At 67.7% G+C, this 20,159-nt stretch carries 17 protein-coding genes; 12 read left to right on the top strand and 5 right to left on the bottom strand.

Annotated elements, in window-relative coordinates; genetic code table 11:
* Positions 1 to 87: 87 nt before the first annotated feature.
* Genes ABEA30_RS09785 through ABEA30_RS09775 form a run of 3 tightly spaced genes read left to right on the top strand, consistent with a single transcriptional unit; the run spans position 88 to position 3,111 of the window.
* Positions 88 to 1,047, top strand: coding sequence for a CAP domain-containing protein (locus ABEA30_RS09785; protein WP_345582310.1), 960 nt, complete (start codon positions 88 to 90; stop codon positions 1,045 to 1,047).
* Between the two features lie 44 nt (positions 1,048 to 1,091).
* Entirely contained in the window at positions 1,092 to 2,429 is a 1,338-nt protein-coding gene (locus ABEA30_RS09780; RefSeq protein WP_345582308.1) for a TrkH family potassium uptake protein, read from the top strand.
* Complete coding sequence (locus tag ABEA30_RS09775; protein WP_345582306.1) at positions 2,422 to 3,111, top strand: potassium channel family protein; 690 nt, start codon at positions 2,422 to 2,424, stop codon at positions 3,109 to 3,111. Before ABEA30_RS09780 ends, ABEA30_RS09775 begins: the two co-directional genes overlap by 8 nt.
* Positions 3,112 to 3,123: 12 nt before the next feature.
* Here the strand turns inward: ABEA30_RS09775 and ABEA30_RS09770 are convergent, their stop codons facing one another.
* Positions 3,124 to 4,467: a UDP-glucose dehydrogenase family protein gene (locus tag ABEA30_RS09770; protein WP_345582304.1), complete on the bottom strand. Its 1,344-nt coding sequence runs from the start codon at positions 4,465 to 4,467 to the stop codon at positions 3,124 to 3,126.
* A gap of 289 nt (positions 4,468 to 4,756) precedes the next feature.
* Between ABEA30_RS09770 and ABEA30_RS09765 the strand changes: the two genes are divergently transcribed.
* From ABEA30_RS09765 to ABEA30_RS09725, 9 genes are all read left to right on the top strand, one after another.
* A complete protein-coding gene (locus tag ABEA30_RS09765) occupies positions 4,757 to 5,548 on the top strand; it encodes a DeoR/GlpR family DNA-binding transcription regulator (protein WP_345582302.1) in 792 nt (263 codons plus the stop codon).
* A gap of 30 nt (positions 5,549 to 5,578) precedes the next feature.
* On the top strand, positions 5,579 to 6,658 hold the full coding sequence (locus tag ABEA30_RS09760) for an autoinducer 2 ABC transporter substrate-binding protein (protein ID WP_345582300.1): 1,080 nt from the start codon (positions 5,579 to 5,581) through the stop codon (positions 6,656 to 6,658).
* Between the two features lie 132 nt (positions 6,659 to 6,790).
* Positions 6,791 to 8,296 (top strand): sugar ABC transporter ATP-binding protein, encoded by a 1,506-nt coding sequence (locus ABEA30_RS09755; protein WP_345582298.1) that lies wholly within the window; start codon positions 6,791 to 6,793, stop codon positions 8,294 to 8,296.
* The gene (locus ABEA30_RS09750; RefSeq protein WP_345582296.1) at positions 8,293 to 9,306 is read left to right on the top strand and encodes an ABC transporter permease; all 1,014 of its coding nucleotides are present in this window, start codon (positions 8,293 to 8,295) and stop codon (positions 9,304 to 9,306) included. The genes ABEA30_RS09755 and ABEA30_RS09750 overlap by 4 nt, the downstream gene beginning before the upstream one ends.
* Before the next feature lie 41 nt (positions 9,307 to 9,347).
* The gene (locus ABEA30_RS09745) at positions 9,348 to 10,367 is read left to right on the top strand and encodes an ABC transporter permease (protein ID WP_345582294.1); all 1,020 of its coding nucleotides are present in this window, start codon (positions 9,348 to 9,350) and stop codon (positions 10,365 to 10,367) included.
* 17 nt (positions 10,368 to 10,384) lie between these two features.
* Positions 10,385 to 11,239 carry a sugar phosphate isomerase/epimerase family protein gene (locus ABEA30_RS09740; RefSeq protein ID WP_345582292.1) on the top strand — a complete coding sequence of 285 codons (855 nt, stop codon included), beginning with the start codon at positions 10,385 to 10,387 and terminating at the stop codon, positions 11,237 to 11,239.
* A gap of 112 nt (positions 11,240 to 11,351) precedes the next feature.
* Entirely contained in the window at positions 11,352 to 12,917 is a 1,566-nt protein-coding gene (locus tag ABEA30_RS09735; protein ID WP_345582290.1) for a xylulokinase, read from the top strand.
* A gap of 532 nt (positions 12,918 to 13,449) precedes the next feature.
* A complete protein-coding gene (gene argS / locus ABEA30_RS09730) occupies positions 13,450 to 15,084 on the top strand; it encodes an arginine--tRNA ligase (RefSeq protein ID WP_386084766.1) in 1,635 nt (544 codons plus the stop codon).
* A 71-nt stretch (positions 15,085 to 15,155) separates the two neighbouring features.
* Entirely contained in the window at positions 15,156 to 16,559 is a 1,404-nt protein-coding gene (locus tag ABEA30_RS09725; RefSeq protein WP_345582288.1) for an MFS transporter, read from the top strand.
* 3 nt (positions 16,560 to 16,562) lie between these two features.
* On the opposite strand, the gene ppgK is transcribed toward ABEA30_RS09725, so the two are convergent.
* From ppgK to ABEA30_RS09705, 4 genes are all read right to left on the bottom strand, one after another.
* Complete coding sequence (gene ppgK / locus ABEA30_RS09720) at positions 16,563 to 17,345, bottom strand: polyphosphate--glucose phosphotransferase (RefSeq protein WP_345582286.1); 783 nt, start codon at positions 17,343 to 17,345, stop codon at positions 16,563 to 16,565.
* A 64-nt stretch (positions 17,346 to 17,409) separates the two neighbouring features.
* On the bottom strand, positions 17,410 to 18,888 hold the full coding sequence (locus tag ABEA30_RS09715; protein ID WP_345582284.1) for a PH domain-containing protein: 1,479 nt from the start codon (positions 18,886 to 18,888) through the stop codon (positions 17,410 to 17,412).
* The gene (locus ABEA30_RS09710; RefSeq protein WP_345582282.1) at positions 18,888 to 19,379 is read right to left on the bottom strand and encodes a PH domain-containing protein; all 492 of its coding nucleotides are present in this window, start codon (positions 19,377 to 19,379) and stop codon (positions 18,888 to 18,890) included. The genes ABEA30_RS09715 and ABEA30_RS09710 overlap by 1 nt, the downstream gene beginning before the upstream one ends.
* Positions 19,376 to 20,053, bottom strand: a complete 678-nt coding sequence (locus ABEA30_RS09705; RefSeq protein WP_345582280.1) for a DUF1707 SHOCT-like domain-containing protein — start codon at positions 20,051 to 20,053, stop codon at positions 19,376 to 19,378. Before ABEA30_RS09705 ends, ABEA30_RS09710 begins: the two co-directional genes overlap by 4 nt.
* Positions 20,054 to 20,159: the final 106 nt, after the last annotated feature.

Genomic DNA, 20,159 nt, shown 5'->3' with positions numbered 1-20,159 from the left:
CAGCGCGCCGCTGGCAAGCAGTGTCCCCGCGCGGTGTTACCGTCTGTAGCGCAAGCCGCCCCACTTCTTCCCCGGAAGGTGCACCCCGTGAAGAGACTGTTCGCCCTGATGTTCATCGCCGCCGTCACGCTGGCGGGGCTGGTCGCCCAGCCGGCCGCCGCAGACGAGGCGTCGCAGAAGGCCAACGTCGTGGACATCGCCGCCATGGTGGACGCGCACAACGCGATCCGCGCGTCCAAGGACCTCAAGCCCCTCAAGTTCGTGCCGAAGGTGGCCGCCACCATCGCGCAGGAGTGGGCCATCTCCATGCAGAAGGCCGGCAAGATCTCCCACAACGACGACTTCCGCTGGAACGGCGCGCTCGCCTGGGGCGAGAACGTCGGCTGGAACGTGGGCTACGCCAATCCGGTGCAGACCATGATGGACGACTGGATGGCCTCGGAGAGCCACCGCGCGAACATCCTTGAGGCGTCCTACACCCACATCGCCGTCGGCCTGGTGCGCGTCGAATCCGAGATCTACGCCGCGGTGAACTTCTACCGCGAGCCGCTCGTCGACGCGGGCACGGCCTACGAGTCGGGCGCCCAGTGGCAGACGGCGGTGCAGCAGAACATCCAGGCCGTGAACCCGGCCAAGGCCGACGATGTCTACTCCAAGGACGGCACCTACGCCTACAACAACCGCCTCTGGAAGGTGGCCTGCGAGCCGTACTCGCGCACCGAGCGCTGCCGCACCGACATCTGGGCCACCGTCATCTCCTACAAGTCCGGCAACTACCAGCGCAGCACCGGCTGGGCCTTCAACAACCTCACCTACCAGCCGTCGGCCCGCAGCCTGTGGGTGGGCAACCCGCTGGCCACCAAGGGAGACCACGTGATCAACGGCCGCAAGTGGCGCACCGAGTGCGACACCGCGGCCACCGGCCGCAATGGCTGCCGCTCCTACATCCAGACCCCGGTCATCTCCGCCACCCCGAAGGCGGGCGGCGGCTACACGTTCACCGCCAAGACCGACTACGTGTTCAACAACATCGTGCGGTTCAGCTGAACCTGCCCATGGTGGGGTGACCCGCAGAGGACTAGTGTGTCGCCGTGCTCGATGCTCTTCGGCGGCTCTCCCCGGTGCGGGCCATCTTCGTCGCCTTCACGACGGCGGCCTGGGGTGGGATAGGCCTCCTCATGCTGCCGATCGCCAAGCGCGGCGAGGGCGGCGCCTCGCTCATGGAGGCGATCTTCACCGCCACGTCCGCGATCTGCGTCACGGGCCTCAACATCGTGGACCCTGGGTCCTACTGGACGCCGTTCGGCCAGACGGTCATCCTCGCGTTGATGCAGGTGGGTGGCTACGGGGTCATGACGCTGGCCACGCTGATCGGCTTCAGCGTGCTGGGCAAGATGTCGCTGCGTTCCAGGCTCACGGCCGCCACGGAGGCGCACACCGAGGGCCCGGGCGGCGTGCAGCACGTGCTGGGCGGCATCGTGAAGACCACGCTCGTCATCGAGGCCGTCACCGCGCTGCTGCTGACGCTGCGGTTCTGGCTCGGCCACGGCTTCAGCCTCCCCGACGCGGCGTGGCGCGGCCTGTTCCACGCGGTGTCGTCGTTCAACAACGCGGGCTTCGCGCTCTTCCCCGACAACATGATGGGCTTCGTCGACGATCCGTGGATCAGCCTGCCGATGGCCGGTGCCACCATCCTGGGCGGCCTGGGCTTCCCCGTCCTGCAGCAGTTGTGGCGCCACCACGGCAACCTGCTGGCCTGGAGCATGAACACGCGCATCGTGATCGTGATGACCATCGTCCTGCTGGTGGGCGGCACCGTGTTCATCACCGCCCTTGAGTGGACCAACCCCGGCACGCTCGGGCCGCTGGCGTGGCAGGACAAGCTGCTCGCCGGGTTCTTCCACTCGGTGCAGACCCGCACCGCCGGGTTCAACTCCATCGACATCGGGGCGCTGCACGAGGTGACGCTGCTGGGGATGGACGTGATGATGTTCATCGGTACCGGCCCCGCAGGCACCGGCGGCGGCATCAAGGTGACCACGTTCGCCGTGTTGTTCTTCATCATCTGGACCGAGGTGCGCGGTGACACCGCCGTGCACGTGTTCGGCAAGCGGCTGTCGCGCGCCGTGCACCGCCAGGCCATCTCGGTGGCCCTGCTCGCCGTCGCCCTGGTGGTGCTGGCCACCATGGCCCTGATGGTGTTGAGCCCCTTCGACCTCGACCCCGTGCTGTTCGAGGTAATCTCCGCCTTTGCGACGGTGGGCCTGTCCACCGGCATCACCGCAGACCTCGACGTGCTCTCGCAGCTGATCCTCTGCGTGCTCATGTACCTGGGCCGTCTCGGCCCCATCACGTTCGCCTCCGCGCTGGCCCTGCGCCACCGCAAGAGGCTGTACGAACTCCCCAAGGAAAGGCCGATCATTGGTTAACCTGCGCCCCCTCAAGAAGCCCGGCCATGCGTCGCTCGTCGACAGCATCGTCATCATTGGCCTCGGCCGGTTCGGGCAGTCGCTCGCCCTGGAGCTCATGGCCGACGGCGCCGACGTGCTGGCCATCGACCGCAACGAGGAACTCGTCCAACAGTTCAACGGCAAGATCACCCACGCCGTCCAAGCCGACGCCACCAACGAGGAGGTGCTGCGGCAGCTGGGCGTGCACGAGGCCACGCACGCCGTCGTGGCCATCGGCGACTCCATCGAGGGCAGCCTGCTCACCAGCTCGCTGCTGATGGGCTTCGGCGTGCGGCACGTGTGGGCCAAGGCCGTCTCCGATGCGCACGGCCGCATCCTGAGCCAGATCGGGGTCCACCACGTCGTCCACCCGGAGCGGGAGAGCGGCGTGCGGGTGGCGCACCAGGTGCGCGCCCAGCTGAAGGACTACATCGACCTGGGCGGTGGCTATGCCCTGGTGCGCACCACCCCGCCGGCCTCCGTGCTCGGGCAGCCGCTGCGCGAGGTGCACGTGCGTTCCAAGTTCGGAGTGACCGTCATCGCCTCGAAGCGTCCCGACGGACGCTGGGTCGACGTGTCAGGCGATTCGATCCTGTCGGCAGACGACGAGATCCTCGTCACCGGCCCGATCGAGAAGGCGGAGCGCTTCCACCTGGGCTGACCCGTCGTCGGGTCACCAGGCGGACACGCCCCGGCCCATGCCGTAGTACGTCCAGCCCGCGTCGGCCCACTCGTGCGGGTCGAGCACGTTGCGGCCGTCGATCACGTTGGGGGAGTTCACCAGCGAGATGAGCGACGACGGGTCGAGGCGCACGTACTCGCGCCACGGGGTCAGCAGCATGACGACGTCGGCGCCCGTGACGGCCTCCTCGACGGTCTCGGGCACGTTGAGGTCCGGCCGGCGTTCGCGGAGCGTGTGGGAGGCGGCGGGGTCGACGATTGCCAGTTCGGCGCCGCGGGCCCAGAGGCGGCCGGCGATGTCGAGCGCGGGGGAGTCGCGCAGGTCGTCGGTGTCGGGCTTGAACGTGATGCCCAGCACCGCGATCTTCTTCCCGACGAGCCGCCCGCCGACGGCCTCCTCGGCGAGGTTGACGGCGTGGTCGCGGCGGCGCAGGTTGATGGTGTCGACCTCCCGCAGGAACGTCAGGGCCTCGTCGACGCCGAGCTCGCCCGCGCGGGCCATGAACGCCCGGATGTCCTTGGGCAGGCAGCCGCCCCCGAAGCCGATGCCGGCCTGCAGGAACTTGCGGCCGATGCGGTCGTCGTGGCCGATGGCCTCAGCCAGGCGCGTGACGTCGCCGCCGGTGGCGTCGCACAGCTCCGCCATGGCGTTGATGAACGAGATCTTCGTGGCGAGGAAGCTGTTGGCGGCCACCTTCACCAACTCGGCCGTGGGGTAGTTCGCGAGGATCAGCGGCGTGTCGGCCGCCAGCTGCGTGGCGTAGCACTCGTCCAGCAGCTCCTTGGCCCGGTTGCCGACGGCCCGGTCCTCGCAGAGGCCGTACACGATGCGGTCCGGCGTGAGGGTGTCGCCGACTGCGTAGCCTTCCCGCAGGAACTCGGGGTTCCACGCCAGGATGATGTCCCTGCCGGACTCGGCGAGCCGGGCGGCGATGCCCTCGGCGGTGCCCACCGGCACCGTCGACTTGCCGGCCACCAGCACGGGGCGGCCGTCCTGGGGGGCGACGGCGTGCTCGAGGATGGTGTCGACGGCCTGGTGGACGTAGGTCATGTCGGCCCCGAGGCGCCCCTGCAGCTGGGGGGTGCCCACGCCGATGAAGTGGATCTGCGCGTCGGCGATCTGCGTGGGGTCCGTGGTGAAGCGCAGCCGGCCGGAGGCTACGTGCCTGGCGAGCAGTTCCGGCAGGCCGGGCTCGTGGAACGGCGCGACGCCCTGTGACAGCTTGCGGACCTTCGCCTCGTCGACGTCGAGGCCCACCACGTCGTGGCCCAGTTCGGCCATGCAGGCCGCGTGCACCGCTCCGAGGTAACCGCAGCCGATCACAGAAATGCGCATGGCTCACAGATTAGCCACACATCGAAGCCGTGCCCGAGTTGGGCGCCCAAGTTTCGGGTAGTTTCGAACGCAGGATGGATTTTAACGTTTCAATGCCACGCGTTATCCAATCGTTATGTTTCGCCAATAGGGGCCTGTGAGCGTGAAATTCTGTTCCCTGCATGAAATTCGAAAGCACGCGGCTTTCCCTTCCTTTCGACGGGTTTCACGTTCGTCCGGCCCGTCTTAGGCTGTGCCGTAGTGGGAGATCCAACGACGGAGCTCCTGTGGTGTCGATGGAGATGCGGACATGGTGCGGCCGGACGAAGCAGAGCGGCGGGAGTCCATCCACCGCGCTCTCGAGCGTCTCGGCAGGGCCACGGTGGCCGACCTGGCACGAGAGTTCGGGGTGTCCACCGTGACCATTCGCAAGGACCTCGACGCGCTCGAACGAAGAGGGTTGCTCACCCGGATCCACGGTGGCGCGACGCGCACCACGTTGAAGGATGAAGGCTCTTTCCCGTTCCGGCTCATGGACGCTGCCGAGCACAAGCGAGACATCGCCCGGCGGGCGGCGCGCTTGGTTCACAGTGGCGACACCATCGCGCTGGACTCCTCGTCGACCTGCCACTACTTGGCCCGGGAACTCCTGGAACTCCGTGACCTGACGGTGATCACCTACTCGTTGGCCACCGCCAGTCTCCTGCTCGACGGATCGTCAGCGACCGTCTTCCTTCTCGGAGGGCAGCTGCGGCGGTCTTCGAGGGCGACGACCCTGATCCACGTCGATGGTGTCAACGATCGCATCGACATGGGTTTCTTCGGCGCCCACGGTGCCAGCTACGAGGAAGGGCTCGCTGAGATCTCCATGGAGGAGGCCGATTCGAAGCGGGCGCTCACCCCGCGCTGCAACAGGCTGTACGCACTGGTGGATTCGTCGAAGTTCGGCGCCACCTCGTACCACGTCTGGTTACCCGCACAGCGGGTGACCGGTCTGATCACCGACGGCGAGGCCCCGGCCGCGCAAGTCGAACGATGGCGAGACCTCGGTGTCTATGTTGACACCGGGAGTTGGCCGTCCAGTCCCCGTTCCAACGACTGACCCACCCACCCATCCCAACCAAGGAGAATCATGTCCAAGGTATTCAAGAGCTTGATTGCGGCAGCAGCCGCGTCCACGCTCCTGTTCGCCAGCGCGTGCACCACGCGCAATGCAGAAACCCCAGAAGACACCGCGGCGCCTGCCACGTCCGCCGCTGCCGGCGACGAGACGACCGCTGCAGGCGGCGAGGAGGGCGCGGAATTCACCGTCGCCTTCGTCCCCAAGATCCAGGGCATCCCGTACTTCGAGGCGATGAACACCGGGGGCAAGGCCGCCGAGGCGGACATCCCCGGGCTCACCTGGGAGTACCAGGGACCGACGACGGCAGATCCCGCAGCGCAGGCCGACATCGTGCGCTCGATGATCCAGAAGAAGGTCGACGTGCTCATCGTCGCCCCGAACGATCCTGACTCCTTGGCCCCCATCCTCCAGGAGGCCAAGGACGCAGGCATCAAGGTCGGCACCTCGGATACCGATGCACCGAACTCGGTGCGTGAGGTCTTCGTGGAGCAGGCGACCGGGCAGGGCATCGGCGAGTACACCGCAGACACGCTGGCCGCGGCCATGGGCGAAGCGGGCAAGGCAGTCATCGTCTCCTGCGGCGAGACCGCGGAGAACCTCAACTCGTGGATCAAGATCGAGGAGGAGACGTTCAAGACGAAGTACCCGGAGATCGAACTGCTGCCGACCGTCTACGCGGGCGAGGACCAGAACCGCGCCGCACAGATGGCCACGGATCTGATGAACGCGAATCCCGACCTCAAGGGCATCATCGGCCAGTGCACGACCTCGGCCCCCGGCGTTGCCCAGGCCGTTCGTGACGCCGGCAAGATCGGCGAGGTCTTCACCGTCGGCGTGGGTACCCCGCAGGCGATGCTGCCTTACCTCGAGGACGGCTCTTCCTCCGGCTCCATCCTGTGGGACGTCGAGAACCTCGGCTACCTGACCGCATGGGCCGGCGCGCAGCTGTTCCAGGGCAAGCCCTTCGAGGCCGTCAACCAGGTCAGTGACGACATCAAGGACGTCGAGTTCCGCGAGGACACGAAGGAACTCATCCTCGGGCCGCCGCTCGTGCTGACCAAGGACAACGCAGGCCAGTTCGACTACTGATCTGCAGGCCATCTGGTCCTGGGGCGCAGCGCTGCGCCCCAGGACCAGCACTAGCCAGGAGGAGGACTGATGGCAGCAGCATTGCCACCGCAACGAACGGTGGAAGGCACACCGCGCCTTTCGTTGACCGGCGTGTCCAAGCGTTACGGGGGCGTTCGCGCCATCCGGAGTGCTGATTTCACCCTCATGCCGGGTGAGGTCCACGCGGTGGTCGGAGAGAACGGCGCCGGGAAGTCGACGATGATCAAGATCATCGCCGGCGCCGAATATGCCGATACGGGCACCTTCGAGATGGATGGAGAACCGGTCCAGGTCCGATCGGCGGCAGAGGCCTTGAACATGGGCATCGCCACCGTCTACCAGGAAGCGCAACTGTTCGGACAGCTCACGGTCGGGGAGAACATCTTCCTTGGCAGGGAGAAGACGCAGGGCGCCCGCATCGACTGGGCAGCCCAGAAGAAGGAAGTCGTCGATCTCCTGGCCGCCTTCGGCCTGCCCGAGAGCTTCGTCACGCGCAAGGTCGAGGAACTGTCAGCGGCCGAGCAGCAGCAGGTCTCGATCGCGAAGGCCTTGGCCGAAGAGGCCAAGATCCTGATCCTCGACGAGCCCTCGGCGATCCTCACTGACGCGGAGATCGACAACCTCTTCACCGCGGTGCGTCGGCTGGCCGCTGAAGGCGTGTCCATCATCTACATCACCCACCGACTCGACGAACTGTTCGAGATCTGCGACGTCGTCACCGTCATGCGCGATGGCGAGACCCTGGGCACGTTCGACATCGAGCACCTCAGCGTCGGGGCCCTTGCCGACCTCATGGTGGGAGGTGAGTTCGCCGGTTCGGCATCGACGCGCGACGCCGACTCGACCGGCGAGGTCAAACTCGCCCTCCACCACCTGGGATCGGGGAGACGATTCCACGATGTGTCGTTCGAGGTCCGCGGAGGCGAGGTCGTTGTCCTCTACGGCCTGGTGGGATCCGGCGTCGCGGAGATCGCGGGCGCCACCTACGGCATGCAGTCCGTCACCTCCGGCTCGATGGAACTGCTCGGTAGACGCTTCCGTCCCCGTTCTGCCTCGGAGGCGCAAAGGGCGGGCCTGGCGATGCTGCCCGCGAACCGCAAGAAGGAGGGCATGTTCTCCTTCCAACCGATCAACTTCAACATCTCCGTTGGATCCCTGCACCTGTTCCGCAGCCTCGGGGTCATGATGAACCGCGCCAAGGAGAGGACGACCGCCGACAACCTGATCAAGGCCTTGTCCATCAAGACACCAAGTCAGGAGCAGAAGATCTCCGCGTTGTCCGGTGGCAATGCCCAGAAGGTCGTCCTCGCCCGACAGTTGGTGAACCGGCCCGAGGTCCTGGTGCTCGCCGAACCAAGCCAGGGCGTCGACATCGGCGCGAAGGATGAGATCCACAAGCTCATTGACGAGGTGTGCGACGAGGGCACCGCGGTGCTGGTCGCCACCTCAGACCTGATGGAAGCCCTCCGGATCGCCGACAGGCTCATCGTGATCCGTAACGGCACGACATTCACCGAGTTCTCCCGTGGGGTGAGCCAAGCGAGGGTCCTCGCCGCAGCCTCCGGCGAACTCAGCGCAGAGGACCAAGCAGAACTAGCTGAGGGGACACATTCATGACGGCCACTGCGACAGCTACTGCCTCGCGTGCGCGCAGCCGCGAGCGGGTCCTTCCCCCGGCCATCACGGGGCAGGAGTTCATCCTCATCGGCGTCATCGCGCTGTTGTGGATCATCCTGGCCTTCGCGACGCCCGGGTTCCTGGAGCCGTACAGCATCCAGTCGCTGCTGTGGCGGCTGGCGCCGGTCGGGATCATGGCCATCGGGATGACCATCATCATGGTGACGGCGGGCATCGACATCTCAATCGCCGCCATCCTGATGGTCTGCAGCGTCACCCTCGGAAAACTGATTGCCGAGGCCGGGATGAACTTCTGGCTGGCGCTCCTGGTCTCCATGGGGTTGGGCGCGGTACTCGGTGCCGTCAACGGGCTGCTCATCAGCTACGGAAGAGTGCCCGCCATCATCATCACGTTCGGCACCGCCAACCTCTTCCAATTCGTCGGACTGAAGATCTTCGATTCGAAGACGGTCAACGGGCTCCCGGCGAGTCGCGGGATCCTCGGCCCCGGTGCCGAAGGACGGATCGCGGGGGTACCCATTGCATTCATCATCATGCTGGTGCTGGTGACGCTGGCTTGGATCTACCTGCGGCACTGGCCCGGTGGACGCCACTTCTACGCGATCGGCGATGACCCGCATGCCGCTTCGCTGGCCGGTGTCAATGTGCGTTGGCGGATGTTCATCGCCTACGTGGTGATGGGCCTGCTTGTCGGCCTGGCCGCGGGCATCACCATCGCCGGTGGTACGTCGACGCTTGACCAGAGCGTCGGCAGGGGGCAGGAACTCATGACGATCGCGGCGACGGTCATCGGAGGCACCTCCGTCATGGGTGGCCGGGGCTCCGTCTTCGGAGCGGTGCTGGGAGCACTGCTGGTACAGACGGTGGCGACGGGTGTGACGCAGCTTGGCTGGCCGTCGCAGTTGTCCAACCTCTTCGTCGGCATCTTCATCATCATTGCGGTCGGCGCTGACCTGATCCGCGAACGGCGCAGGAAGGCACGGCTATGAGCACTGCAACTGAAACGAGGACGACCCCAAGGGTTGACTTCGTGCGCCTCCTTCTGACCAATCGCACGGTGCTGCTGTTGGTGCTGCTCGTGCTGGTGGTCGGGATCTTCACCGCGCTCAGCGCCACGGGGGTCATACCCGAGGGCTACAACTCCGACTACCTGGCGTCGTCGATGATCAACCTCGTGCCGCTCACGATGCTGGCGCTGGCGCAGCTGTTGGTCATCGTGTCCGGCAACGGTGGTATCGATCTCAGCGTAGGTGCCATCGTGTCACTGGCGGGGATGTTGTTCGGCTTCATGTACGGCATCTGGGGTTGGCCGCTGCTGGTTTCGATACTGGCCACGGTGGTGTGTGGGGCGTTGTTCGGCATGTTCAACGGTTTCCTGGTGGCCTACCTGGGCTACCCGCCGCTGATTGTGACGCTCGCGACCTATTACGCGATGTGGTCGATCTCCCTGGTCATCAACAACCAGCAGCCCATCAACACCCCGCCACTGCAGGACCTGTACGGGCTCTCCCGCGCTGTGGAACTACCACTGATCGGTCAGTACCTGCCGTTGGTACCACTGGGAGTGTTCCTGTTCATGATCCCGACGGTGCTCATCGTGTGGTTCGTCACTGCGAAGACCACCTACGGACGTGAGCTGTACGCCATCGGCACCAACGACACCGCCGCAATGTGGGCGGGCATCAACACCAAGCTCGTGCGCATGCTGGCCTACGTCGGAGCAGGCGCCATATCCGGGCTGGTGGCAGTGGTGACGGCGTCCCAGTTCGCCTCGGCACGCCCGGACCAGGGCGTCTCCGGCAATGGCATGGCACTGCCGGCCATCACCATGGCAGTGCTCGGCGGTGTCGCGATCATGGGCGGCATCGGCACCGTGATGGGTGTCTTACTCGCAGCACTTCTCATCACTTGGCTGAATGCAGGCATCCTGCTCGCCTTCAGCGGCAATGCCGGTTCCCAGCTGCAGCTGTTCGCCCTCGGCGCGGTCCTCGTCGGAGCCGCGCTCCTCAACGGCATCACCACCCGACGCTACAGCGGATCAAACAACTAGCCGAAAGGGCTTCAACAATGAAGATTGGCATTCACTCCATGGTGTGGGTCGGCGACTGGAACGCCGACGCCGCCCGCGAAGCGATCTCGAAGTCGGCCGAGACCGGCTACGACCTCATCGAGCTGTCCGCGATCGCCCCCGAGACCTTCGACACCGCCCTCACCGCAAAGCTCCTCGAGGAGTACGGCCTCGAGTGTTCGGCGTCGCTGGGCCTGGGCCCGGACACCGACATCTCATCCGAGGACGACGACGCCGTCGCACGGGGACGCGAGCGGCTGCACCTGGCACTCAATCTCGTGCGTGACTGCGGCGGCACCATGCTCTGTGGCGTGATCTACGGCGCGCTGATGAAGTACTCGCACCCCGCCACCGAACGCGGGTTGGACAACTCCCGTCGGGTGTTGGCGGAACTGGCAGACAAGGCCAAGGAGTCCAACATCTCCCTGGGGCTCGAGTTCTGCAACCGCTATGAGACCAACGTGATGAACACGACGGCACAGACCCTCGAGTTCATCAAGAGCATTGGCAGGGACAACATCACTGCCCATCTCGACACCTACCACATGAACATCGAGGAGCACTCGATAGCGGGCGCGATCAGGCAGGCCGCCGCAGCCGGGAAACTAGGCTACGTACACGTGGGTGAGTCTCACCGCGGCCAGTTGGGTACCGGCTCCATCAACTGGACGGAGTTCCTGGGCGCACTCAAGGAGGTCGAGTACGACGGCATCGTGACGTTCGAGTCGTTCTCCAGCAAGGTCGTCCATTCCACCTTCAGCAACGACCTCGCCATCTGGCGCAACCTGTGGGATGACAACGTGGAGCTCGCAAAGGGTGCACGGCAGTTCATCCGCGAGCACCTCGGCGCCTGACACCCGACGACCCCGCGTTCCCTGCCCACTGGGAACGCGGGGTTGTGTCAGCTTTCGACGCGCGGAGCCCGCGCCACGCGGCATCATGGAGAGACACCTACAGGAGGACATTGTGGTTCAGGACATCGCACAGGCATCGTTGGGGATCGAGTTGGGCTCGACCAGGATCAAGGCGGTGCTGATCGGCGATGATCTACAGCCGATCGCGACAGGTGGGCACGAGTGGCGGTCGTCGCTGGTGGACGGTATCTGGACTTACGGCCTCGATGACGTCTGGTCTGGCATCCAGGCGGCTTTTGCGGATCTTGCGGCGGAGGTGCGTGCGAGGTACGACATCGAGCTGCGCAGGGTCCGCGCGCTGGGCGTGTCGGCGATGATGCACGGCTACCTGGCCTTCGACGCCGACGGTGAGCAGCTCGTCGGCTTCCGCACCTGGCAGAACACCATGACGCAGGACGCTGCGGCAGAGCTGACGCAGCTGTTCCAGCACAACATCCCGCAGCGCTGGAGCGTGGCGCACCTGCACCAGGCGATCCTGCGCGGTGAGGACCACGTCGGCTCCATCGACTTCCTGACGACGCTGGCCGGCTACGTGCACTGGAAGCTGACCGGCCAGCGGGTGCTGGGCGTAGGTGACGCGAGCGGCATGTTCCCGATCGACATCGCCACCGGCACGTACGACGAGAAGATGCTCGGCCAGTACGACGACCTCGTGGCCGGGCACGGGTTCGGCTGGAAGGTGCGCGACATCCTGCCGTCGGTGCTGAGCGCCGGCCAGGACGCGGGTTCGCTGACCGACGAGGGCGCGAGGCTGCTCGACCCGACCGGCACGCTGGAGGCGGGCAGCCCCATGGCCCCGCCCGAGGGCGACGCGGGCACGGGCATGGTGGCCACCAACGCCGTCGCCCGGCGCACGGCGAACGTGTCGGCGGGCACGTCGATCTTCGCGATGGTGGTGCTGGAGCGCGAGCTGAAGGAGCTGCACGAGGAGATCGACCTCGTCACCACTCCGGCGGGCGACCTCGTGGCCATGGCGCACTGCAACAACGGCACCCTGGACCTCTCGGCGTGGGTGCAGCTGTTCGGCGAGGCGCTCTCGGCGTTCGGGGTGGAGGTCGACACCACCACGCTGTTCGAGACGCTGTACCGCTCCGCGCTGGACGGCACGCCCGACGGTGGCGGGATGCTGGCGTACAACTTCGTCGCAGGCGAGCACGTCGTCGGCATGGAGGAGGGCCGCCCGCTGTTCGTGCGGCACCCGTCCAGCGCGTTCACGCTGGCCAACTTCATGCGCACGCACCTGTTCGCGTCGCTCGGCGCGCTGCGCGTCGGCATGGACGTGTTGGGCGACGAGGGCGTCGAGGTGGACTCGATGTTCGCGCACGGTGGGCTGTTCAAGACGGCCGGGGTGGCGCAGGGCTTCCTGGCCGCGGCCATGAACACGCCGGTGTCGGTCGGCGAGGTGGCGGGCGAGGGCGGCGCGTGGGGCATGGCGTTGCTGGCTGCCTACCTGGGCTCCGAGGAGTCGCTGCCCGACTGGTTGGCCACCGAGGTCTTCGCGGACGCCGAGGTCTCGACCATGGACCCCGACCCCCGAGACGTCGAGGGCTTCAACCAGTTCATGGAGCGCTTCCGTCGGGGCCTGGCCATCGAGCGTGCCGCCATCGCCGCCACCTGAGCCGCCGCGCGTGCGAGGAACGAGCACCGTGACCCGACGAATGGGGCACGGGCCCGCGTTGGTCCTGGAACAGCCCCGGTGCGCCGTGGGGGAGGGGGCGGGTTCCTTCCGCCTGCTGGGGGTTGCGCCCGGCTGCTGTGGCCACCCAGGCGTTGAAGGAGTGGCCGGCGGCGGGGGTGTGCAAGTGCGTGAGGCGGACCCGGCCCCCGCTCAGGTAACTGTTGCCCGGACTCCTCGATCAGCCGCGGACACACCCCGTCGTCGGACGCTCCGGCAACCAGGCCGCGCAAGGTTTCGGATGAAACCAAGTCGCGTGCGCGGCATCGAAGCGGAGGACGGGTGATGAAGGGCGCGAGTTCAGGGTCCACGCCGTGAAGCGACGACCGAACGTCGCCCGCCGCCGCAAGGTGAACACTCGCGCCCTTCTTCACCCGACCTCCGCGGATCCGGGTCAAGGGCTGAACTGCCCCTCCAGTGGCACAGAGGACCTTGCGGTTGGGACTGTCTCGCGGCAGGTGGAACAATGGCCCCCATGCAGTCTCTCCCCGCGCTCCTGGACGCCCGCCTCCGTGAGGTCACCGGCGTCGACCCCGAGATGCGTCCCGCCACCAAGCCGCAGTTCGGTCACTTCCAGTCCAACGTCGCGTTGCGCCTGGCGAAGGAGCAGGGCCGCCCACCGCGCGAGGTGGCAGCCGACGTCGTGGCCAAGCTCGACGTCGACGACCTGTGCGAGCCGCTGGAGATCGCCGGGCCCGGGTTCATCAACTTCCGGATGCGTTCCGACGTGCTCGCGGGGGCCGTGTCGGCGCTGCTGGAGGACCCGCACGGCGGCATCAACCCCGCCAACCACCCGCAGCGCGTGGTGATCGACTACTCCGCGCCGAACGTGGCCAAGACGATGCACGTCGGGCACCTGCGCACCACGATCATCGGCGACTGCTTCAACCGCGTGCTGTCCGCGCTCGGCCACACGGTGATCCCGCAGAACCACATCGGCGACTGGGGCACCCAGTTCGGCATGCTCATCGAGGAGGTCCTCGACGAGGGCCTCGACGTCAGCACGCTCAGCCTCGACGAGGCCGACGCCCTCTACAAGCGTGCGGCGGCCCGGTTCAAGGAGGACACCGAGTTTGCCACGCGTGCCCGGGCCCGCGTCGCCCGCTTCCAGGGCGGCGACGAGCAGTCGCTCGGCATCTGGCAGCAGCTCGTCGACATCTCGAAGCCCGCGTTCAACGAGGCCTACCGCCGGCTCAACGTGAAGCTCACCGACGACGACCTCGCCGGCGAGTCCACCTACAACGCCGACCTCCCCGTCCTGGTCAAGGAGCTGGAGGACAGCGGCGTCGCGGTCGTCGACGACGGCGCGCTGTGCGTGTTCGTCGAGGGCTTCGAGGCGCCGTTGATCGTGCGCAAGTCCGACGGCGGCTACGGCTACGCCACCACTGACCTGGCCGCCATCCGTCGCCGTGTGCGCGAACTGCACGCCGACCGCATCATCTACGTCACCGACCTGCGCCAGGCCGGCCACTTCGCGCAGGTGTTCGCGGCCGCGCGCAAGGCGGGCTTCCTGCCGGGCGACGTCACGGCGCAGCACGTGGGCTACGGCATGGTGCTGGGCACCGACGGCCGCCCGTTCAAGACCCGTGACGGCTCGGCCGCCACCCTCGGCTCGCTGCTGGACGCGGCGGAGGAGGTGGCCGCGCCGAACATCGCGCTGGCGGCCATCAAGTACGCCGACCTCTCCAACGGCCTGCAGAAGGACTACACCTTCGACGCGGAGCGCATGGTGCAGACCACCGGCGACACCGGCCCCTACCTGCAGTACGCCCACGCCCGCGTCAACCAGATCCTGCGCAAGGCCGAGGCCGAGGGCATCCACTGGGGATCCGTCACGGTGCTGGAGGAGCCGGCCGAGCAGCAGCTCGCCCTGCTGCTGAGCGGGTTCGGCGAGGTCGTCGACGACGTGGCGCACCACCTGCAGCCCCACAAGCTCTGCGGCTACCTCTACGACCTTGCGGGCGCGCTCGCCTCGTTCTACGAGGCGTGCCCGGTGCTGAAGTCGGAGGGCGACGTCCGCGCCTCGCGCCTCGCGCTGTGCGCGGCCACCAAGCAGGTGTTGGCGAAGGGCCTCGACCTCCTGGGCATCGACGCGCCAGAGCGCATGTGACGCCAAGCGGCTCGACGCACCACTGCGCCAGCCCCTTCACCTGACTTGCACGGCATGTTAGGTTCGCCAACGTGAATTCACGCACAGCGGCGAAACGACACACGTTCGGGCACGTCCTCGGCAACACCGCAGCGGCCATGTTGGGCACCGCGTTCATCTGGTTCGGCATCACGTTCTGGGCCTACCTCGAGACACGGTCGGTGCTCGCCACGTCGTTCCTCGGCGGCGCCTACATGCTGGGCATGGCGGTCATGGGCGTGCCGTTCGGCACGTTGGTGGACAGGCACCACAAGCACCACGTGATGGTGGCCTCGGCGGTGGGCACCGCCGCGCTGTTCCTGATGGCCCTCGCCATCTACCTGACGGTCCCGCCGGACCAGCTCACGGATCTGGCCAAGCCCTGGTTCTGGATCTTCTGCGGGCTGATCCTGGGCGGCGCGCTGCTGGCCAGCGCACGCTCCATCGCGCTGTCGACCTGCGTGACCATCCTCGTGCCGTCGGAGAAGCGCGCCAACGCCAACGGGCTCGTCGGCACCGTCAACGGCATGACGATGATGGTCACCGGCATCTTCTCCGGCCTGGCCATCGGCCAGTTGGGCCTGTTCTGGACGCTCATCATCTCGCTGGCCATCGTGCTCCTGTCGCTGGTGCACCTGCTGCCCCTGCGGATCCCGGAGCCCGAGATCGTGCACGCCGAGGGCGCGCCCAAGGGGGTCGACTTCAAGGGCGCCTGGCTGGCCATCGCCGCCGTCCCGGGGCTGATCGGGCTGATCCTGTTCACCACGTTCAACAACTTCCTCGGCGGCGTCTTCATGGGGCTGCTGGACCCGTACGGCCTGGAACTGGTCTCGGTGGAGTGGTGGGGCATCCTCTTCGGCCTGTCCGGGTTCGGGTTCCTCATCGGTGGCGCCATCATCGCCAGGAAGGGCCTGGGCCGGCTGCCGCTCCGGTCGCTCCTGCTCGCCTGCATGGGCATGTGGGTCGTCGGTGGCGCGTTCACCATCCGCGACTCCGTCGTGCTCTTGGTGGCCGGCATGGTGGTCTACATGGCCCTCATGCCGTTCATCGAGGGCGCGGAGCAGACGCTGCTGCAACAGTTGGTGCCCCTGGCGAAGCAGGGCCGGGTCTTCGGCTTCGCGCAGGCCGTGGAGGTCTCGGCGGCCCCCATCAGCGCGTTCGTGATCGGGCCCCTGGCCGAGTTCTGGCTGATCCCCTACGCGGAGTCGCCGGCCGGTCGTCGGCAATGGGGGTGGCTGCTGGGTGACGGCGACGCCCGCGGCATCGCCCTGGTGTTCGTGCTGGTGAGCTTGGGGGGCATCGTCATCACCGCGCTGGCGTTCCTCACCCGCACCTACCGCAGGCTCAACGCGGCCTACGAGGCTGGCGACGTCAACCGCGACATCGCCAGCGCGCAGCAGGCGTCAGACCCCATCCCCGGCCCGGATCCGTTGGGCAAGGGCCACACCGAGTCCTAGGGCTCAGTGGGGCTGGGCCAGCAGGTCCGGGTTCTCGACGGCGTCCTGCGCCGCGATGGCCGCGCCGATGATGCCGGCGCGGTTGCGCAGCTTCGCGGGGATGATCTCGGTGTTGAGCTTGAGCAGCGTCCCGAACTTGTCCCAGTCGCGGCTCACGCCGCCGCCCACGACGAACAGGTCGGGGGACAGCAGCATCTCGAGGCGAGAGTAGTACGGCTGCAGCCGTTCCTCGGCCCACACCTCGTAGGACAGGCCTTCCTTGTCCTTGATCGATGACGCGGCCTGGGTCTCGGCGTCCTTGCCCATCATCTCGATGTGGCCGAGTTCGGCGTTGGGGATGAGCACGCCCCGGTAGATGATCGCGGTGCCGATGCCCGTGCCGAGCGTGGTCAGGATGACCAGGCCCGGGTGGCCCTTGGCGGCGCCGAAGTGCACTTCCGCAAGGCCGGCGGCGTCGGCGTCGTTGACCAGCGTGATCTTGCGGCCGAGCTTGTCCTCGAGGTACTCGTCGGCCTTGAGGCCCGCCCACTTCTGGTCGAGGTTGGCGATGAACGGGATGCGTCCGTGCACCACGGGGGCCGGGATGGTGATGCCCACGGGGCCGTCACCGATCTGGCCCTTGAACTCCTCGATGATCTCCGCCATCACGGCGGCGACGTTCTTCGGAGTGGACTTCTCCGGGGTGGGGATGCGCTTGCGGTCCACCAGGAAGTCGCCTGCTGCGAGGTCGACGGGGGCGCCCTTGATGCCGGAGCCGCCGACGTCGATGCCGAGGATGATGCTCATGGGGCCCAAGCGTAGCGGAGCTTGGCACGATCAAATACGGGGGATCGGGGAAACGTGGCGGGGCTCAGCCGGCGGCGCGGGCGGCCCGGGCCCGGGCCAGCTGCTCCTCGAAGACGCGGCGCGCGTCCGCCTCGTCCAGGTGGTGGAGCCGCTGGTTCACCGGGCCGTCGGTGGTGTGCACGTTGATGCGCGCGAGCCCCAGCCGCCGCTGCAGCGGGCCCTGGTGGATGCTCGCCGACTGCATCCGGCGGTGCGGCACGATCGTGACCACGCGCTCGATGAGCCCGTGCTGGGTGACGACGACGTGCTCGCCGATGCCCCACGTGTGCGAGCTGAAGTTGAACGGCGTGAGCCAGCGGGCCCGGGCCGGCTGCGGGTGCGGCTCCACCTCGGCGAGGTCGACCTCGGGCCAGATGGCGCCCAGGACGGTGAGCACCTCGGCCCACGTGCCGTAGGGCAGGACGACGGCGTTGGTCTGGCGGTTCTCGTCCCCGGTGGGGTCGCCGTAGCCCAGCACCGTGACCGTCATCTGGTAGAGCCCGGTGGCCCGCTGCAGGAGGTCCTGCCTGATGGCCACGCCCTGGATGCGGCCGGGCCGCAGCCCCTGCGTGGTGGTGCTGAGGAGGCCGCGCGTCATGCGCAGGGCGCCGTCGCTGCGCGTCATGCGGAAGTTCCAGTTGCGTCCCGTCTGGTTCCAGACCCACCCGCCGATGGCCACCGCGGCCGCCAGCATGGTCACGGGCGTCTGCGCGACGATGGCGATGATCACCAGGACGGCGCCGCCGATCATCGCGCCCGCGGTGCCGAGCGAGACGAGCGCACCGAGCAGCAGGTTCGCGGTGGGCACGGCCACCACCAGCTCCTCCTCCGCAGGCGGCGCCGGCTGCGGGGGTACGTCGGCGACGGGGCCACCGTCGGCGGTGGGCGCGGGCACGGGCGTGCGGGCGTGGCGCATGCGGGTGACGAGGTGCTCGCGCATCGACTCGGCACGCGTCTGTGAGAGGAAGGCCAGGTCGACGCCGCCCGCACCGCCGACGTCGATGTGCACCTTCGCCAGCCCCATGAGCCGTGCGATGAGCGGCTGGGAGACCTCGACCGACTGCACCTTGGTGTAGTCGACCTTGGTGGAGGTCTGGGACAGGAACCGTCTCTCGACGCGGAACTCGTCGTCGTCGGCGATGAACGTCGTGGTGCGCCACGTGAAGATGCCCGAGATGCCCGCGACCAGCGCCACGAGGAGGAGGATGCCGCCGATGAACAGGGCGCTGCTGCTGAAGTTCGACGTGCCCTCGATGACCTCGCGGACGATGAAGTAGCCGCCGGCGACGAGCGCGATGCCGCCGCGCGCCAGGCCCGTGAGGGGGTGGGGCCGTTCGATGACCTTCTGGGCGGGGGCCTCCGGCGCGTCGAGGGGCTCGCCCCACTGGCCCGCAGGGCTCAGCAGTCCGGGGTCCGGGTCCTCGACCGGCGGAGCCGCCGCGGGGACGCGTTCCGCCGGGTCAGGCGGTGGCATGGGCGGCAGGAAGTCGGGCCCGTGGGTCATCAGATCCCGGCCTGCTGCTGCTCGCCCCGGGCAATCAGCCGGTCGCGCAGCGCTGCCGCGTCAGCCGCGGGGAGGCCCGGGATGGTCACGGTGCCGCTGGTCGACGAGGTGATCATCTGGACGGTCGCCAGCCCGAACAGGCGGTCGAGCGGCCCCGACTGCACCTGCACCAGCTGCATCCGGCCGTAGGGCACGCACTGCAGGCTGCGGATCCACAGGCCGTGGGTGAGGTAGACGTCCTCGTCGCGCTCGGCATAGCCCCACCGTCGGAACACCCGTGGCGCGCGCAGCATCCGCCACGCGACGGTCACGACCGCCACCGCCACCAGCGCCCACTTCATCCACGGGAAGCCCCACAGGAACACGGGCACCGCGAGCAGGCCGAAGAAGAACATCCACCCCAGCGGGATCAGGATGAGCTTCTGGCGCAGGTAGTTGGGGGACAGCCGCTGCCAGGGGACGCCGGGCGGGGCGAACAGGATGTCGGTCAACGCGTGAACCTCTGGTACTTGCGCAGGCGGGAGGTGTCGGGGCCGAGCACCTTGACCTCGCCCATGATGAACGTGCCCACCAGGCGAACCCTGATGCCGTCGGGATGGTGGACGGTGCCGTCGACCTTCGACTCGCCCATCACCATGTTCAGCCGGGACACGTCGACGGCGACCCCCTCCGGCACGCGGATGTTGATCTCGCCCATCAGGCCGCCGACGTTGATGGTGGTGTCGCGGCTCTCGAACGCGGCGCCCACCAGGTCGATCCGGGCCTCGCCGAGCCAGGCGTTGATCGTCACGTTGGAGGCGACGGTGTGCAGTTGGCCCGGCCGGAACGTCGACAGCACGGCGTTGCCGCCGGTGAAGGCGTCGATCCCCGGCACCGCGGGCGGTGCGGCGAACTGGGCCGGCACCGGCATGGGGCTGGGCGACGGCGCGGGCGTCGGAGCGGAGTATGGCTCGACGACGGGCTGCGGCTGCGGCGCGACGAGGTCGGTGGTGAGGGGGTTGAGGTCGCCGAACGTCTTGGCGTCGTAGGCCTTGGCGATGCGGTCTGCGTGTTCGTCGAACGTGAGGCGCCCGTCGGCGTAGGCGTTGTTGAGCAGCTGCGCCACCAGCTCGCGGTCCTGGTCCGCGCACCGCAGTTCGTGCAGGCGGTTCTGTTCGATCGACATGACACCACTGTAGGTGCTCGGCCCGCGGTTGCCGTGCCGGGTGGGCCGCGTCCCGGGTCGGCTCAGGGATGCCACGGATGCCGGGGGCACGGCGTCGAACCTGCCA

Origin of the sequence: Tessaracoccus lubricantis (assembly GCF_039544535.1) — a bacterium.
GTDB classification, from domain to species: Bacteria; Actinomycetota; Actinomycetes; order Propionibacteriales; family Propionibacteriaceae; genus Arachnia; species Arachnia lubricantis.
This window is presented reverse-complemented; position numbering and strand designations above follow the sequence as displayed.

Bases quoted from the DNA above. Each gene is read 5' to 3' on its own strand.
- ABEA30_RS09770 (WP_345582304.1), bottom strand. From the start codon at position 4,467: ATGCGCATTTCTGTGATCGGCTGCGGTTACCTCGGAGCGGTGCACGCG.
- ABEA30_RS09765 (WP_345582302.1), top strand. From the start codon at position 4,757: ATGGTGCGGCCGGACGAAGCAGAGCGGCGGGAGTCCATCCACCGCGCT.
- ABEA30_RS09760 (WP_345582300.1), top strand. From the start codon at position 5,579: ATGTCCAAGGTATTCAAGAGCTTGATTGCGGCAGCAGCCGCGTCCACG.
- ABEA30_RS09750 (WP_345582296.1), top strand. From the start codon at position 8,293: ATGACGGCCACTGCGACAGCTACTGCCTCGCGTGCGCGCAGCCGCGAG.
- ABEA30_RS09740 (WP_345582292.1), top strand. From the start codon at position 10,385: ATGAAGATTGGCATTCACTCCATGGTGTGGGTCGGCGACTGGAACGCC.
- argS (WP_386084766.1), top strand. From the start codon at position 13,450: ATGCAGTCTCTCCCCGCGCTCCTGGACGCCCGCCTCCGTGAGGTCACC.
- ppgK (WP_345582286.1), bottom strand. From the start codon at position 17,345: ATGAGCATCATCCTCGGCATCGACGTCGGCGGCTCCGGCATCAAGGGC.
- ABEA30_RS09715 (WP_345582284.1), bottom strand. From the start codon at position 18,888: ATGACCCACGGGCCCGACTTCCTGCCGCCCATGCCACCGCCTGACCCG.
- ABEA30_RS09705 (WP_345582280.1), bottom strand. From the start codon at position 20,053: ATGTCGATCGAACAGAACCGCCTGCACGAACTGCGGTGCGCGGACCAG.